Below are 18,765 nucleotides of genomic sequence, written 5' to 3' on the forward strand. Positions count from 1 at the left end.
AGCTAAATGTCAATGTATAAATTATTATTGCTGTTTCAAAGGATTGCAATCGCATTCAGGATAGACTTAATTGCGTTTAACTTAAGATTATTTATAGCTAAATTATCTCCCTTTATCAATTTAAAATAACAAAAAATGAAGAAATTGTTTCTCTCTCTGATGTTGCTCGCATTAGTGTGCAATATCGCTTTCTCTCAGGAAAAATGGTCACAAACCTCAAAACCTCTTGGGATTTACAATAAACTTCCTCAGAAATTCGTTTCTTGGGAAAATCCAAACAAAGAGCAGACACTTTATTATACTCCGATGGGTGTAATGGCGGTCAGTCCCAATATCAGGGTATTACCGAATTCAAACGAGCAGAATGAAGTTGTTCTCGTAAGTCAAACTGCAAATCCGAACTTTATGTTTGGTTCAGCAAATACAAGCGTCGGCTCTACTTATGGTCAGGGTTGTTACGTTACAACTAACGGTGGTCTTAACTGGTACGGCACGGATTTAATGCCGAACGAGCCTGGATCAACTTCTGACCCTGCACCTACTATTGATAAAAATGGTGTCATTGTTTTTACGTCATTAAATACTACGGGTACGACTTTTATGTACGGTCAGTATTCGACTAATTACGGCGTAAACTGGTCGATGCCATATACAATTACTAGCGTTAGTTCAGATAAAAACTTTTCAGGAACTGACGACTATCCCGCAAGTCCTTACTACGGAAGGTCTTACACAGTCTGGAGTAACTTTGCTCTTTCTAATCCTCCTATAGTATTTTCTTACACAACTAATAGCGGTGTATCATGGAGCACAATGTCTCAAATTAATAATCCTCCTTCAAATCATTACTCGCAGGGCTGCGATATTATTACAGGTCCGGGCGGTGTTATTTACGTAACTTGGGCAGCACCACTCTCATCTAGTCCATACACTGAAGATTACTATGGTTTTGCAAAGTCAACAAACGGCGGTGCAAACTGGACTGTTACAGAAAATGCTTTTGATGGTAATGGTATACGTACATCCTCATACAATGGCTGGGGTGTCAGAGTTAACGGTTTCCCGCGTATTGGTGTTGATAGAAGCGGCGGACCATACAATGGTTATATTTATATTGTTCTACCTCAGGTCAATCTTGCACCCGCAGGCAGCGATGCAGACGTTGTTATTCATCGTTCAACTGACGGCGGTACTACTTGGTCAGCAGGTATTAGAGTCAACCAGGATGCAATGAACAACGGTAAAGTTCAGTTCTTCCCTGCAATCAGAGTTGATGAAAACGGCGGTGTTAATGTTGTTTATTATGATAATAGAAATTATCCTTCATATGGCGATTCATGCGAAACATACATGTCACGTTCAATCGACGGCGGATTAACGTGGACTGATATTTTAATTTCCGACCATCGCTGGAGACCGCGCGGTGAAGGCGGCTCAGGTACATATATGGGTGATTATATTGGTATCACTTCAGGAAATAACAAAATTTGGCCTTTCTGGTGTGATAATAAATTCGGTAATTTTCAGGCATGGACTGCTTCAGTTGATATCGGTCCTGCAATAACTCATACGGCACTCGGTAATACGGAGCAAGTTTCAGGAAACAGAGAAGTTAACTGTGTAATTATTCCCGCAGGTAGTCCGATTACTCCATCTTCAGTTAAACTTTATTACTCAAAAGATAATCCTGTTTTAACCTCAAACGTTACAATGACAAACGGCGGTGGTGATAACTGGAATGCTAATCTTCCGCTTTCGGGCGCAGGTCTTTATAGATATTACATGACTGCAACTGACGCATTAAACAGAACTGTAACTTATCCTTCAGGAGCACCCGCAAACACGGTTTCTTTTATAGCAGCTCCTGACACTACAAAACCTGTTATAGTTCATACGACACTTACTGACGTACCGAAAACTTTATGGCCCGCAACCGTAACCGCTACAGTTACTGATAATATCGGTGTTGATTCAGCATGGGTAAAGTGGTACAAAAATAATACAGGCACGGGTGTTAAACAGTTTAAATTATTGAATTCAGGGGGCTCAACATATTCTGCTGCTTTCAATTCTTTAGGTAGTGACGTTCAGGCTGGAGATTCGATATTTTATAGAGTTTTTGCTCGTGATAACTCTGCCGCACATAATACGGATTCAACTACCTTGAGGACTTTTAAGATTATTTCACAGGCTACATCGTGTATCGGTACAGGTACAACTTCAACAAGTTATCCATTCTATACACTTTACGAAGATTCGAGAACACAGATATTATACAAAGCCGATGAAATTATCGCAGGAGGCGGTGGCGCTGGATTTATAAATAAAATTGGGTTTACTATATTGACCGTAGGTTCACCGGCAATGAATGGTTTTTCAGTAAAGATGCAGACTATAACTGCTTCCACCATTTCATCCTGGACTAATATCGGATGGAGTGAAGTATTTACATCGTCTGCTTACACACCTCCGGGTAGCGGACTACAGTATATTGAACTTGCTACGCCTTACTACTGGAATGGAACAGGTAATCTTCTTGTTGAAATTTGTTTTGATAATTCTGATTGGTCAAGCAATAGTACAGTCGCAGGAACATCGCAGACTGGTACTGTTGTTCATAATCACCTTGACAATGCTGTTGGTTGTAGTCTTACAGCTACATCAACTTCATCAACCCGTCCTAATGTATGCTTTGTTATTAATACTGCAGTAGGCATTAATCCGGTCGGCTCAACGATTCCGAATGTTTACTCTTTAAGCCAGAATTATCCAAATCCATTTAATCCGGCGACAAAAATAAACTTTGCTCTTCCGAAGCAAGGACTCGTGACATTAAAGATTTACGACGTACTCGGTAGGGAAGTTAGAACACTCGTAAACGAAGTAAAGTCAGCCGGTAGCTATACAGTTGACTTCAACGCATCAGAATTTTCAAGCGGTGTCTATTTCTACAGGCTGCAATCAGAAGGATTTACCGATATTAAGAAAATGATGTTAATCAAATAATTATCGATAAATTTATTCCTGTACATTCATGAATATTAATCAGGCGGTCATTCATTGACCGCCTTTTTTTGGATTATTCCGTTCCATTTCATCCTTCATCCTAAACATACACATAAAGTTTATAAATTTCCGCTGTTTCACTATCCCTTACACCTATTCGGGACACTTACTCACTTTTCCCAATCTGCATTGCATATTTTTAAATAATACCATAATTTTTACTTGCGGCTTATACCCCAGAAATTAAATAAAATAATTGATGAATAAGAAAGCTGTTTTTCCGGGTCAGTATATTCAGGGGCAAGGTGCTATCACTGAGTTACTTGAACTTATTAATCTCTTCGGTTCCAAAGGACTAATTCTGTGTTCAAAATCTGTTAAGAATAATATCTTTCCCAAATTCGCATCTCAGGAAATTATGAATGTTCCTTTCGAGCTTTTCAGCGGTGAATGCTGTGAGGATGAACTCAACCGAATTGCACATATTATTAAATCGAAAAGTATCGATGTCATAATTGGCGCTGGTGGAGGCAAGGTTATTGATACTGCTAAAATTGCAGCCGATAGGGCAGATATTCCTGTTATAGTAGTTCCAACTATAGCATCTACCGACGCACCTTGCAGCGGCTGTGCTGTTACATACACACCCTCAGGTGTCTTCGAAGCTGTCCACTATCAGAAGAAAAATCCTTCTGCAGTTATTGTTGATTTGAATATTATCGCTAATGCACCGGTCAGGTTTCTCGTTGCAGGTATGGGTGATGCTCTTGCTACATGGTTCGAAGCAAGGTCTTGTGCGAATTCGCAATCAAAAAACGAATGCGGCGGTTTAACAACTCTAGCAGGTTTGCACATCGCAAAGTTGTGTTACGAAACAATTCTGGAATATGGTGTTTCCGCAAAAACTGCAAACGAAAACCATGAAATCACCCTGGCACTTGAATACATAACTGAAGCCAATATACTCCTTAGCGGAATCGGTTTTGAAAGCAGCGGTCTTGCTTCAGCTCATGCCGTTCACAACGGACTTACTGCTCTCGAAGAGACTCATCGATATTATCACGGTGAGAAAGTAGCGTTCGGAGTCCTTACTGGACTACATCTTAATGCAGCATCTTCGGAAGAAATAAACACAGTCTATTCATTCTGCGAGTCAATCGGATTGCCAACAACATTATCAGAACTTGGAATTACTAAAATTGATAGAAATTACATAATGAAGGCTGCTGAAAATGCATGTATAGAGGGTTCTTCCATTTTTCATGAATCCTGCATAGTTACTGTCGATAAGGTTCTCGATGCTATGCTAATCGCAGACTCTTTTGGAAATTTAAGAAAAATTAATTAAACTTGTAAAATTATGAAAAAACTTATTGTATTATTAATTGCTGTCACGGCTGTATTAACTTCTTTTGCATTTCAAGATTACTCTGATAAGTCAGCATCAAAAATTGAAATATTCATGAATGATGTTCCGTTTGTTACTGAAAAATATACTCGTATAGGTTACACCTTAAAAATGTGGGAATGGAAAAATGAAGGTCTTATTCTCATGAAAGTTGTTGTGCTGGACAATAACTCTAAAGCAGAGCTTTTTACGATTGAGAAAGATGATTTACCGCCAATTTATACAGACCCGCTGCCTTCTTCTAAAGATATTACTTTCGATAAAATAGATGCTTATTATATGTCTATACAACTCCCCATTCCAATTAATAATCCTTTACCCTCTGACGTTTCGCATAAGTTCTTCATGAAAGATACCGTGAACAATAAAGAATTAATCGTTGAAGGAGGTACTTTCTCCCCGCGTAAGGACGAAAAACCTTTGGTAATCTCTTCTCCAGTTAAAGGCAATGATTATATTTTTATGAATCAGTCAACGTTGCAGTACCATTTCTTTACACTGTTTTTCATGCATGGTAAAGTTGGGTACGGCGAACGTTATGCCTCGGATATAGTTCAAATAAATGAAAATAATGAGTTTTCAAAAGGTGACCCGAAAATGAATTCTTCTTATTTCTGTTATGGCAATTCTCTTTACGCGGTAGGTGACGGTGTGGTTTATCATGTTCTCGAAGGTCAGAAAGAAAATAAAGGTGATGCTCAGGACGTTACGTTTAACAATATTGAAGAGTATGCAGGCAATCATATAATACTGAAACTCGATAATGGTTTTTATGCCGTTTATGCTCACTGCATTCCCGGGTCCATTCTTTTCAAGAAGGGTGAACGCGTAAAAGAGGGGATGCCTATTGCTCTTCTCGGTAACTCGGGTAATTCTACAATGCCTCACCTTCATTTTTCTGTAAATGATGGTCCAGATTTCCTTATGTCTGCAAGTATTCCTTTTGTTATTAAAGAATACACAAAAATCCGTGAATACCTAAATCCCGATTTTAAGGACTCAATCACAGTTACAAATTCAATGATGGAAGAAACAAGTATCGTAAATATTAAATAATTTTATATGAAACACTTATATGCGGTTATATTAGTAGTTTTACTTCTGCTAATTAATTCATGCAGTGACGATTTCTCATCGTCTTCGCCGTATGTTAATGTAAACGAAATTATTTCTCAGCTGAAAAATTCTGCTGATTCTATTACTCATAATACTCACATTCCTGGTGTTGTTGCTCTTGTCGTTGATAAAAAACGCGGCTTCGACTGGATTTATGCTTCCGGTTATTCAGATTTGCAGAATAGTATCGCATCAAATTATAACTTTAATTTCCGCGTTGGAAGTGTTACTAAAACAATGACCATTACCGTCTTACTTCAGCTCGTCTCCGAGGGGAAATTGACACTAAACGATAAACTCTCAAAGTTCTATCCGCAATATCCAAAATCTGACAGTATTACAATAAGGATGCTATGCAATATGACAAGCCGAATCCGCAACTATACCGGTCCTGATTTCTTTTCAGAGATGTGGGCAAATCCGCTAAAAATCTGGTCTGTAGATGAGCTTATAGACAAGGGATTCGCAAATGGATTCGATTCAATTCCGGGTTTAGGATTCAATTATTCTAACACAAACACTATTCTTGTTGGTAAAATAATACAGCAGATTACAAATAATTCTCTTGAACATGAAATCAATACAAGAATTTTTCAAAAATTAAATCTTCCTAATACTGGTTTTCTCACAAGCGGTACTGAATTGCCGGGACTTCACGGAAGAGGGTACTTCTTTATCGACTATGTTCCGGGGCAGGATTTAACCGAATACTTCGACCTTTCTTGGGGTTGGGCTGCCGGTTCTGCTTATTCTAAACCGCGTGAACTCCAACGATTTGTTGAAGCTCTTGTACGCGGTGGATTACTTCCTGACTCACTTCAGCAAAAACGTCTTAACGAAGATTTTTATTATTTGAATGCAAAAGATAGTTACGGTCTCGGTCTAATCCGTCATGGATCATTCTACGGGCATTCGGGCGATTTGCCGGGTTACATGACCTCGATGTATCATAGTAATGAAAAAGACTGTACCATTATATTATATTATAACGGTCTCCTGCGTGAAACACAGGTCGAAGACTTGTTAATGACCTATTTACGGATTCTCTACGGCAACGACTATTAGTAAATAAATAAACTTTTATGAACTAATATTCTCTCGTGTAATCTTACCGTTGCATTTAGGCAACGGATTTATAAAATCCCGATAAAAAGTTGCCGTTGCATTTAGGCAACGGACTTATAATATCCCATAGTATCAGGTTTTTGCCCCATAAATAATTCTATCTTCACAAACCATCTGATTCGCGTAATCAGTATTCCAATCTCCCCCATAGTTTCTTATCTTTAAATTCAATGTGACTGCAAATAACATAGTTGGTTTGCTTAAGATAAAGTCTGCATACTATTGTATCACTTTAAATAACATCAAAAACGTTCATTTTTCAAGCAAAATATTCGGCTCAGTATTTGCTGTAATAATGGTTGTATTCAAATATTGATTTGTTCATTTTTTCGCATTATGCAACTTTTAACGGACACTATTATGCGGATATGGATTATAATTAAATTTATCATTGGGGATTATATATTTTTCGATGACAAATGATAACTATGTTATTTATATAATATATAATATGTTAACTTAAATTAAAATATTGCTATTATGAAAAGACTTTTAACAGCCGTAATTATTTTTACGACTTTTGCAGCACTATCAGGTACCTTATTTAATTGGCAGAGTGCGCACGCAGGTACAAATCCTTCATTGTTGGATTTGACTCCTCCCGTATTATTAAAGCCGCTTAACAATGCAAACTCTATTCAATTGCGTCCTTTGCTCGATTGGGCGGATGTACCTAATGCGACGAAGTATAAACTTCAGGTTTCTACCGTTGCCGACTTTTCTACAAACGTAATTAATAAAAATGCTCTCGTAAATTCTAAGTTCACTCCCAGTGCAGGTGTGCTTGGTAATAGTACAACTTATTACTGGCGTGTTTTTGCTGGCGATGAATCAGGCTGGGGTCCGTCATCTTCTGTTTGGAATTTCACAACTTCACCGCCGCCACCTTCTATTCCATGGACTCTTTACCAGACTGGTGTTCCTTATTCATTGTTTGGAGTTGACTTTTCTGAACTAAATTCTCAAATTGGAGTCGCCGTCGGTCAGGGCGGTATTGTTATCAAAACTTCGGATGCAGGTGAAGAATGGACTGTTACTTATTCCAACATTAATATCTGGATGAACGATGTAAAATTCGACCCTAACCGAGAAGGTGTCGTCTGGGCTGCAGGTATGGGCGGTGTTATTATCAAATCCACGGATTACGGAGATACTTGGTCAGTCGTCAGACCTTTTGATACTCCTGACCATACTATCAGAGGTATCGGTGTTCCTCCTGGGGATTTAGACCATGCAATTTTTATTGGATATGCGGGTACCTATTTTGAAACATTTAACGGGGGTACTTCATTTACTCAAAGATTTGATATTCCGTTCACTATGCACTCTATCGCTTTTTCACCTGAATATCTCACTGACGGAAGGGGTATCATTTGTGGTACTGATGGCAAGGTTTGGAATACTTCCAATCACTGCTCCACGTGGGTTGTGAGAAATACTAACCGTTACGATTATCTTAACGATGTGGTTTTCCTGTCTCCTGCAATTGCTATGATTTGCGGTAATAACGGAACAATCCTGCGATCTTCAAACTGGGGTAAAACCTGGAGCGTTAATGTTCAGTACCTCACAGGTGAACACCTTCGCTCTATTGATAATTATGAAAATATTGTTACAGTTTGCGGAGATAACGGAAAAATTATGACTGCTAACGATGGAGGAATTACTTTTGTTGACCAGTTGAACGGCGAAAACAGGCATTTGTACGGTGTATCTCTTAGGGAAGAGTCTGTGGGTGTCGTTGTGGGTGAAATTGGGTCTGCTGCTTCAGGTGCTCTCTACTATACAAGCACGAATGGCTTTGTCGGTATTTCACAGATTGGTTCTGAAATTCCTAATAAGTATTCTATCAGCCAGAATTATCCTAACCCTTTCAACCCGACAACTAAAATTAATTTTGCTTTACCTAAACAGGGTCTTGTTTCTATTAAAGTTTACGATATGCTCGGTAGGGAAGTCAGGAATCTTGTTAATGAAGTTAAATCCGCAGGACACTACTCTGTCGATTTCAACGGCTCAAATTTAACGAGCGGTGCTTACTTCTATAAAATTCAGGTTAACGATTTCGCCGATGTTAAACGTATGCTCCTCATCAAATAATTGTTTATAAATTCCGGCATTATTTCTGTTTACCTTTTAAATGTCGGAAAAACAAAGGGGCTGTCCCAAAAGGTCAGCCTCTTTCATATTAAACGTTGAATTTTACACCTCATTTTAAATCTCCTTCCCAAGCTCTTGCTTGGGAAGGTAGATTTTCTATATTTCTTTCACTAATTTTTATATGCATCATTAAACAAAAAGAGGCTGACCTTTTGGGATAGCCCCCTTTTTTAGTGTTTCAGTATACTGAAAATTTATGACATATATTACCAACTTTTTACATAATAACCTTCTATTACTTTATTCTTAATTACTTAATACCCGTTACTAATATGTTTTTCAAGAAATATTAAACTCATACAAAAAATAATAATCAACAAAATTTATCTTGACTTTTGTTATCCTTTTATTGATTTTTAAACGGATGTAAGTCATTAAAAAAACAATTATATATTTTTTAAACTTTTAAACCCATAAGAAATGAAAAAGTTACTTTTACTTTTTGTTCCCCTTTTTCTTTTATCCGTGTTTGTTATTGAGGGGCAGACACAAATTGTTCCTCCTGACAGTGTAAAAGCTGTAGTTATGGTCCAACCCAATGCCAACCTATTCGTAAAAGTAAGCTGGGTGCATCCTGTATTAAGTATGCGTTTCAATGTTTACAGAAAAATTGGCGCAATAGGTGATACAGGAGTATTTGTGAAGAGATTCAGTAATGTAAATGGTAAGTTCGTCAATGATTATAATGTTCAGATGAATAAGACTTATTCATATTTCGTTAAAGCTGTCGTTAATAATGTCCTGAGTATTTCCTCTGATACCGTCCAGGTTACTCTCATCCCTCCGCCTCCGCCTGTTAAAGCAGTCGTAACAGGGATTGTTTACAATGATTCTACAAACCTACCTGTTAAAGGAGCTATGGTCAAGTTTTTTGCGGCTATTGCTACACCGAATACTCATTGTATTATGTTTAATACTGATAGTCTCGGAAAGTTTAAAGCTATTCTCAATGTCGGTCAATATTATGCTTATATTACGAAACAAGGATTTAGATTTGAATATTATAACAATAAGCCTAACATTCAGACAGCTGATAAGATTATTCTCGCAGAAAATGATACTGTTAATATTAATATTGGTCTTGCTCCTCTTACTCCTCCTGTCATTTTTAACTTATCAGGCTCAGTAAAGGATTCTTTGAACAATCCTGTCAGAAGCAGAGTTCATGCCTACAAAGTTAGAGGTAACAATACTCACTTCTATTCATACGGAGCTATGACAGATTCTCTCGGTAATTATTCGCTCAACGTAAGAGGCGGCGATTCCGTGGTTGTATTCGTAAAACCGCTGAATTTTGATTATCTGCCGGAATACTGGGATAACAAGAGTACACTCCTCGAAGCAGATAAGATTTTTGTTAACAGTAATATAGCAAACATAAACTTCGTTCTGCAGCATGTTTACGTATTCCCGAACGGAATCTCGGGGCAGGTAAAAGATACTGCAAATACAATCGGTGTTATGTCAAAAGTTATGGCATTCCGATATGGTCATATTACTCCGAGTATTACTAACATCAATAGAAACGGTAACGTTCTTTCCGATTCACTAGGAAATTATGTTATAAATAATTTGATCCCCGGAAAGTATAAGTTGTTCGCAAAACCTTTCGGTGAATATAGACCTTCATACTTCAGGTACGATCACGTTCCTACTTTAAACTGGATGATGGCAGACTCCGTTATTGTGGATTCTACGGGTATTGTAAGTAATATCGATTTTAGAGTAATTCCGCTTCCGGACACAGGTCTTGCAGTAATTAGCGGAACTGTTAAAACAAATACTGGTATCAACATTATCGGTGCAGTTGTTTATGTTTTAGATGAAAATAATAATATCGTAAATTATGCTGTTTCAGACCAAAACGGTATCTACAAAGTAGAAGGATTATTACCGGGTAACTATACTGTATTGTCTGATAAAATGTATTATATGAATCAAAGCAATCATAGCGTTGTCATCGACTATAACACGAATTTGTTTAAGACATTGGCATTCATTATGACATTTGATAATTTAACCGGTATCGGCAGTAATCCTGAATCTCCTTCTTCATTCTCGTTATATCAGAATTATCCGAATCCTTTCAATCCGAGCACGACTATTGGCTTCAGTGTCTCTGAATTGAGAAACGTTTCTCTGAAAATCTATGATATCCTCGGAAAAGAAGTATCGACTCTGGTTAACGAAAATCTCGCTCCGGGTTCTTACAGTGTTTCTTTCAACGCATCATCTCTTCCAAGCGGTATGTATTTCTACAAACTGCAGGCAGGTGATTTCACATCTGTAAAGAAAATGACTCTTATTAAGTAATTATTAGTGAAAAATATTGCTTAGGTAAAAACAAAAAGGCGATTCATCAGAATCGCCTTTTTTGTTCGTAAATCAAGTGCGTCCTTACTCTGATGTAATTCTAATAAATCTATATCCCTGTTTATTATTGTTCGCTCTTACTCTAATCTAATTCTATAAAACCTCTTCGTTTATCAGCGTTCGTTCTTGTTCATCCTGATAAAATCAACAATCGACTATCTTGATTCTTAATTAACATTTTACTATCTTTAATAATTATGTAATAAGAATCATTCTCATTTAATAATCAATAATATGTCGTTTTCTGAAATAAAATATCGCCTCACTGAAAAAGGGCTTAAAGTTACTCCGCAAAGGATTGCCGTGCTAAGTGCATTAATAAAACTTAAAAACCATCCTCAGGCCGAAAAAGTCATTAAACAGGTTAGAAAAAGCCATCCGAACATAGCAGTTGGTACAGTCTATAAAGTCCTCGATACCCTCGCCGCGGAAGAAATTATCCGTAAGGTCAAAACCGATAAGGACGTCATGAAATATGACGCGGTTCTTGAAAACCACCATCACCTTTACTGTACTCATTCAGATAAAATTATGGACTACTTTGATGATGAACTCGATAACATCTTAAAAGAATATTTCAAAAAGAAGAAAATTAAAGGTTTTAAAATTGAAGAAATAAAACTACAGATTAACGGTAAATTAACTAATTAACATAAATTCTTATAAACTAAAACTTATTTAATCATGGAAAACAATTCCAAAAATACCGGGAAATGTCCGATAACTGGTGCTGGACATAATGTCGGTGCTGCAGGTACTAAAAACCGCGACTGGTGGCCAAACCAGTTGAAGCTTAATACTCTTCGATATCACTCTTCGTTATCTGACCCTATGGGTGATGATTTTAACTATGCTGAAGAGTTTAAAAGTATCGACTACGTTGCTTTGAAAAAAGACATCCAAAAAATTATGACCGATTCTCAGGACTGGTGGCCTGCTGATTTTGGTCATTACGGACCTCTGTTCATTCGTATGGCTTGGCATAGCGCAGGTACTTATAGAATTGGTGACGGTCGGGGTGGCGCAGGAACTGGGCAGCAGAGATTTGCACCGCTCAACAGCTGGCCTGATAATGTCAACCTCGATAAAGCTCGCAGACTTCTATGGCCAATAAAGCAAAAGTATGGCAGGAAGATTTCATGGGCTGACCTGATGATTCTTACAGGTAACGTTGCTCTCGAATCTATGGGTTTTAAAACTTTCGGATTTGCTGGTGGTCGTGAAGATGTATGGGAACCCGAAGAGGATATTTATTGGGGTAGTGAAACTCAATGGCTTGCTGGAGATAAACGTTATTCTGGTGAGCGTGACCTTGATAATCCTATGGCTGCTGTTCAGATGGGATTAATTTATGTAAATCCTGAAGGTCCGAACGGAAATCCCGATCCTCTTGCAGCTGCTAAGGATATACGAGAAACTTTTGCTCGTATGGCAATGAATGATGAAGAAACTGTCGCACTTATCGCTGGCGGTCATACATTCGGAAAAACTCACGGAGCAGGTGACGCCAAACATGTCGGCCCTGAGCCCGAAGCTGCTGACATTGAAGAGCAGGGTCTCGGTTGGAAAAATTCTTACGGTACTGGTAAAGGCGGCGATACTATCACAAGCGGTCTCGAAGTTACTTGGACAAGCACCCCTACTAAATGGAGCAATAATTTCTTCTGGAATCTTTTTGGTTATGATTGGGAACTTACGAAGAGCCCCGCAGGTGCTCATCAGTGGATTCCAAAGCATGGTGCTGGTGCAAATTCAATCCCGGACGCACACGACCCCAATAAACGTCATGCGCCAACTATGCTCACAACAGACCTTGCATTGCGATTTGATCCGGTTTATGAAAAAATCTCAAGACGTTTTTACGAAAATCCCGATGAATTCGCTGATGCTTTTGCACGCGCTTGGTTTAAACTTACACATCGTGATATGGGTCCGAAATCCCGTTACGTCGGTCCTGAAGTTCCTATCGAAGACCTTATTTGGCAGGATCCTATTCCCTCAATTGACCATGAATTAATCGATGATAAAGATATAGCGGATTTACATACAAAAATTCTTGCTTCGGGCTTATCCGTCTCTCAGTTGGTTTCAACTGCATGGGCTTCTGCATCAACTTTCCGTGGCTCTGATAAACGCGGTGGTGCTAACGGGGCTCGTATCCGTCTCGCACCTCAAAAAGACTGGGCTGTAAACAATCCTTCTCAACTTTCTAAGGTTCTCGAAAAGCTGGAAAAAATTCAATCAGAATTTAACAAAGCTCAAACAAAAGGTAAAAAGGTTTCTCTTGCTGATATTATTGTACTGGCAGGTTGTGCTGGAGTCGAAAAAGCAGCGAAGGACGCAGGCTATGATGTTAAAGTTCCATTCTCACCTGGACGTATGGATACATCTCAGGAACAGACAGACGTTGAATCATTCGCAGTACTTGAACCTCTCGCTGACGGATTCCGCAATTATTTAAAAGCCAAATTCTCGGTTTCTACAGAAGAGCTGCTTGTTGATAAAGCTCAGTTGCTGAGGTTAACAGCACCCGAAATGACAGTGCTTGTCGGTGGTATGCGTGTGCTTAACACAAACTTTGATAATTCCAAACTCGGTGTTTTCACTTCTCGTCCCGAAACTCTGACAAACGATTTCTTCGTTAACCTGCTCGATATGAGTACGGTTTGGAAACCGGTTTCAGAAGACAAAGAAATCTTTGAAGGCCTCGATCGCAAATCTGGTGCTAAGAAATGGACAGCGACTCGTGCTGATCTTGTTTTCGGTTCAAATTCAGAACTGAGAGCTCTTGCAGAAGTTTACGGTTGTTCCGACTCTGGCGAAAAATTCGTAATGGATTTCATCGCAGCTTGGAACAAAGTTATGAACCTCGATCGCTTTGATTTAGCAAAATAAATAAAGAAACAATAATACAAGGTGGTCTGTTTTCAGACCACCTTTTTTACTTCAGGATACAATAAAATAACTCATAAATTAATCCAATCTTCTCTCCTTAAATCATAAAAAATAGTAAACATTTCCCGTCATCATAAATACGAGAAAGTGACAAAAACGACATAAATATGTCATTTTTGTCACTTATTAAAAATTATTACCAATTTATGACTTCTACTCTAACTATTTCCAAATTATGCTTGGTATTTCAATGGTGATTCTTAAGCGATTTTTTCGTACTAAAAATGCGGTAAAAGTGCGGTGAAAATGCGGTTGATTTGCAGTTGATTTGCGGTGAAAATGCGGTGTTACTGCGGTGTAATGATAATTTCTTTCATTTCTCTAATTCGCGACCTAAAAACTATAAAATTTTGTATTGCATATTATTGCCATCTTTGTTAACTTTTACATCTAAGTATTATCTTATATAAATTTGAACATCGTTTAGTATAAAAAAGTTCCTTAATTAATTATAGTATGCCAAGATTAATCAATACAATTCTCGGAAAGGTAAAAGGTACTCTCAACGACCTGACTTTCTTCTATAAAAATAATGTTCAGTTCGTTAAATCACGTAAGAAACCTCATGCAAAATCCTGGAAGAATTCTGTTCTTGCTAAAAATAACAGAAGACAGTTTGCTAACTCTCACTTTTTCTCCAAAATAATTACTCATGAAAAAGAAATCTATGACCTCTGGAAGTCGGCAAATGTCAAGGGCAGCTCACCCTATTTTAAAGTTCATTCTTACAATCGAACAAAATGTACTCATAAAGGATTAACCGAAAAGAATGTGATTACTCCTGATAGTATTCCTATATCAGTTGAAAATCTTGTTATGCGAAAAGATACCTTATCATTCAGCTTCAAACTGTTCAGGAAAAATAATGATTACCTCTCAGCTCCTTTCTCTCTTTTCATTTGTGCTATGCTTACTAATGGTATTATTCCATCTAATATTGATGGTGTCTATGCAGATTTTTTATATAAAGATATTACCGAAGAAATTTCTGAATACACAGAAGTACAGATAACTTTCAACAGTAGACTATCGGAATTTGAAATTCCGAATTTTAAAGAATTATATATATTTATCGCTGCTGCAAAGAAAATCGACGATAGCTTTGAATGGTCGTCAACTTATACAAAAATGTTCGATATTTCTGCTTTTAATAATAAATGGTACCTTGATAGCGAAATAAAGTAATTTTAAAAGATAAAGATTAAAAATATATCCGGTAATACAGATGGCTCTCAGTAGTTGAAATTCTATTCTGTTTCCCTTATTTGCCTGTATTAGTGAAACTTGAATAAAATCCTCTTTTTGATATACATCCTTGTGTTTTCAAGGTCATAATTCAAAAAAATCGTAATAATTCCTTTATTTCCATTTAATATCATCTTGAAATTTCTTAACTTAACTAAATTATTTGAATTTGAATATTTGTGTGTTTGCTTCAGGTTCTGGCTCTAATTTCAGGGCTTTGCTTGAAGCAAGAAAAAGTAACTACATCAAGTCTGAGTTTAAACTTTTAATTACCAATAACTCCCGTTGCGGAGCCGTTGATATTGCAAAGGAGTTTGATGTCGAAAGCTTTCATATCAGTAGAAAAGTTTTTCATGACCTGAATGATTCAGATTATGCAAAACTCTTCTCTGACTTGCTGGATAAATACAGTATTAACTTGATTGTACTCGCTGGTTACATGAAGATGATTGAACCCGCTGTTATTAGAAAATTCAAAAACAGAATCATTAACATTCATCCTGCTCTGCTTCCATCGTTCGGTGGAAAAGGCATGTATGGTATGAATGTACATAAAGCTGTTATTGATTCGGGTGCTAAAGAATCCGGAGTCACAATTCATTTAGTCGACGAAATTTATGATAACGGAAGAATACTTTTACAGGAAAAAGTAAATGTTGATTCTAATGATGATGAGCTCACTCTTCAGAAAAAGGTTCTTACCCTTGAACATAAATATTTCAAAGAGGTTATTAAACAAATCGAAGAAGGTAAATTAGTTTTATAAAATGAAAAAGACAGCTTTAATTAGTGTTTACTACAAAGACGGACTCTTGCAGTTTGCAAAAGAACTAATAGACAGAAATTTTGAAATTGTTTCTACTGGAGGTACAAGTAAATTTCTGTCAGAAAATAATATTCCTGTTACTACTGTTGAATCAATCACTAACTTTCCCGAAGTTCTAAACGGTAGAGTGAAAACACTCCACCCGGGCGTCTTCTCTGGAATCCTTGCTCAAAAGGATAATCCGGAGCATATTTCACAACTCGCAAACCACAATCTTAAATCTTTTGACTTGATTGTAGTTACTCTTTATCCGTTTGCTGAAACTATTGCCGAACCGGGAGTCCAACTCGAAGATGCAATAGAAAAGATTGATATCGGAGGGGTTAGTCTCATTCGTGCTGCAGCTAAAAACTATTCCTCAGTCAGCGTTCTTGTTAAACAGTCTCAGTACGACGATTACCTGAATGAATTCGATAAAACAAACGGAAGCATTTCGAATCAGTTTTCTCTTGACCTTGCAGCGGATGCATTTACTCTCATATCAAAATACGATGACGATATTAAAGACTATTTCAGAGATTTAACTAAAAATGATTCCGGTCTTCGTTACGGTGAGAATCCTCATCAGAAAGCAAGCTTTGAAAAAACTAACTTTGATGACATCTTTGAAGTATTCCACGGTAAAGAACTTTCTTACAACAACCTTCTGGATGTGGATGCCGCTCACTCACTCATTAATGAATTCATTAACAATGAACCCACAACAGCAATAGTAAAACACGGAAATCCTTGCGGAGTGGCAACCGCTAAGACTTTGAGGGAATCATACCTGAGAGCTTTTGAATCCGATACTGCTTCACCTTTTGGAGGAATAATAATCTTTAATAAAACTCTTGATATTGAGACAGCGATTGAAGCCGACAAAATTTTCTCTGAAATTATTCTTGCACCTGCATATGGCGACGGAGTCCTTGATTTGTTAATGAAAAAGAAGAATAGAAGATTAATTATTTTTAATTTCTATGAAAGCTTTAAAGAAAGCAGGGAAATAACAGGTGGAATACTACATCAGGATAGAGATAACATCGTTTTTAATAAAGATGAGATTAAATGTGTTACTTCTAAACAACCCGAAGTTAAGCAAATGCAAGACATGGAATTTGCATATAAAATCGTAAAACATACAAAATCTAATGCCGTTGTTTTTGTTAAAGATCAGCAGACAGTAGGTGTTGGTGGAGGTCAACCGTCGCGTATCGATTCAACAAAAATTGCAGTTTCAAAGGCAAAACAGTTTGGACTTAATCTTAATGGTTCAGTAGTTGCTTCAGATGCTTACTTTCCGTTTGCGGATGGACTTATAGCAACAGCAGAAGCTGGTGCTGCAGCAGTTATTCAGCCAGGCGGATCTGTCAGAGATGATGAAGTAATAAAAGAAGCTGATGCTAGAGGCCTTTGCATGGTTTTTACAGGTTACAGACATTTCAGACATTAATTTAAGTTTTTACATTAATGTTTATTTTAGTTATATTTACGCAATTTTAAATAATTTTATTATAAATTTAAAAATATAGTAAGGATTTATATATGCCGTTTTTAGGAATGTTTTCGAATGATATAGCAATTGATTTGGGGACTGCTAATACATTGATTTATATGAAGGGTAAAGGTATAGTATTAAACGAACCTTCTATCGTTACTTTCGATGTTACAACACGAAAGATTGTTGCTATCGGTGAAGAAGCAAAAAAGATGATGGGTAGAGTTCATAAAGAGTTGAATACTATCAGACCGATGCGCGACGGAGTCATTGCCGACTTTGAGATAGCTGAAGGTATGCTTAAAGATTTTATAAAGAAAATTACTTCGGGATTCATGCCTGCTAAAAGAATTGTAATCTGTGTTCCAAGTGGTATTACGGAAGTTGAAAAGCGTGCAGTAAGGGATACAGCTGAAAAGGCAGGTGCAAAAGAAGTGTTCCTTATTTCCGAACCTATGGCTGCAGCAATTGGTATTGGACTTGACGTTACAGCACCGTTTGGTAATATGATTATTGACATAGGTGGAGGTACTACTGAAATTGCTGTAATAGCTCTTTCAGGTATCACGAATGGTGTTTCCATAAGGGTAGCAGGCGATGAATTGACAGAAGCAATCATTAGATTCTTTAGAGCTAACCAGAATATGCTAATTGGTGAAACAACCGCCGAAAATATTAAATGTCAGGTCGGTTCCGTTATGCCGCTAGAAGAAGAAATTATTATCGAAGTAAAAGGACGTGACCTTGTAGCAGGTGTTCCTAAGCTTACTGAAGTTAGTTCTATCGAAATTAGGGAAGCTCTTAACGCCCCCGTTCAGCAGATGGTTGAAGCCGTAAAAGTTGCTCTCGAAAAAACAGCCCCGGAACTATCTTCGGATATTCTCGATAGAGGTATCTTCTTAACCGGCGGTGGTGCTCTATTACAGGGACTCGACGAAAGGATTAGAGTCGAAACAGGTGTTCCTGTTCATGTTGCTGAAGAACCTTTAACAGCAGTTGCAAGAGGGACAGGTAAAATTCTTGAAGACATTAGCAAATACAGAAAAGTTTTATTAAGCAGATAGGCTTGAA

The 18,765-nt window shown here is 37.5% G+C and carries 12 protein-coding genes; all 12 read left to right on the top strand.

Annotated elements, in window-relative coordinates; all coding sequences use genetic code 11:
* Positions 1-135: 135 nt before the first annotated feature.
* A complete protein-coding gene (locus WC644_09720) occupies positions 136-3,006 on the top strand; it encodes a T9SS type A sorting domain-containing protein (protein ID MFA5012212.1) in 2,871 nt (956 codons plus the stop codon).
* A 259-nt stretch (positions 3,007-3,265) separates the two neighbouring features.
* Positions 3,266-4,354 (top strand): glycerol dehydrogenase, encoded by a 1,089-nt coding sequence (locus tag WC644_09725; protein ID MFA5012213.1) that lies wholly within the window; start codon positions 3,266-3,268, stop codon positions 4,352-4,354.
* A gap of 12 nt (positions 4,355-4,366) precedes the next feature.
* The gene (locus WC644_09730) at positions 4,367-5,470 is read left to right on the top strand and encodes a M23 family metallopeptidase (GenBank protein ID MFA5012214.1); all 1,104 of its coding nucleotides are present in this window, start codon (positions 4,367-4,369) and stop codon (positions 5,468-5,470) included.
* Between the two features lie 6 nt (positions 5,471-5,476).
* Entirely contained in the window at positions 5,477-6,595 is a 1,119-nt protein-coding gene (locus WC644_09735) for a serine hydrolase domain-containing protein (GenBank protein MFA5012215.1), read from the top strand.
* A gap of 540 nt (positions 6,596-7,135) precedes the next feature.
* The gene (locus WC644_09740) at positions 7,136-8,755 is read left to right on the top strand and encodes a YCF48-related protein (protein ID MFA5012216.1); all 1,620 of its coding nucleotides are present in this window, start codon (positions 7,136-7,138) and stop codon (positions 8,753-8,755) included.
* 480 nt (positions 8,756-9,235) lie between these two features.
* A complete protein-coding gene (locus WC644_09745) occupies positions 9,236-11,128 on the top strand; it encodes a carboxypeptidase regulatory-like domain-containing protein (GenBank protein MFA5012217.1) in 1,893 nt (630 codons plus the stop codon).
* Positions 11,129-11,422: 294 nt separating this feature from the next.
* The gene (locus tag WC644_09750; GenBank protein ID MFA5012218.1) at positions 11,423-11,839 is read left to right on the top strand and encodes a transcriptional repressor; all 417 of its coding nucleotides are present in this window, start codon (positions 11,423-11,425) and stop codon (positions 11,837-11,839) included.
* Between the two features lie 33 nt (positions 11,840-11,872).
* The gene (gene katG / locus WC644_09755) at positions 11,873-14,083 is read left to right on the top strand and encodes a catalase/peroxidase HPI (GenBank protein MFA5012219.1); all 2,211 of its coding nucleotides are present in this window, start codon (positions 11,873-11,875) and stop codon (positions 14,081-14,083) included.
* Positions 14,084-14,599: 516 nt separating this feature from the next.
* Positions 14,600-15,328 carry a hypothetical protein gene (locus WC644_09760; GenBank protein ID MFA5012220.1) on the top strand — a complete coding sequence of 243 codons (729 nt, stop codon included), beginning with the start codon at positions 14,600-14,602 and terminating at the stop codon, positions 15,326-15,328.
* Between the two features lie 229 nt (positions 15,329-15,557).
* Positions 15,558-16,154: a phosphoribosylglycinamide formyltransferase gene (gene purN / locus WC644_09765; protein ID MFA5012221.1), complete on the top strand. Its 597-nt coding sequence runs from the start codon at positions 15,558-15,560 to the stop codon at positions 16,152-16,154.
* Position 16,155: 1 nt separating this feature from the next.
* Positions 16,156-17,649 carry a bifunctional phosphoribosylaminoimidazolecarboxamide formyltransferase/IMP cyclohydrolase gene (gene purH / locus WC644_09770; protein ID MFA5012222.1) on the top strand — a complete coding sequence of 498 codons (1,494 nt, stop codon included), beginning with the start codon at positions 16,156-16,158 and terminating at the stop codon, positions 17,647-17,649.
* A 92-nt stretch (positions 17,650-17,741) separates the two neighbouring features.
* Entirely contained in the window at positions 17,742-18,758 is a 1,017-nt protein-coding gene (locus WC644_09775; protein ID MFA5012223.1) for a rod shape-determining protein, read from the top strand.
* The last annotated feature ends 7 nt before the right edge of the window (positions 18,759-18,765 follow it).

This window comes from Ignavibacteria bacterium (assembly GCA_041649015.1).
In the GTDB taxonomy this organism is placed as follows: domain Bacteria; phylum Bacteroidota; class Ignavibacteria; order Tepidaquicellales; family Tepidaquicellaceae; genus CAIKZJ01.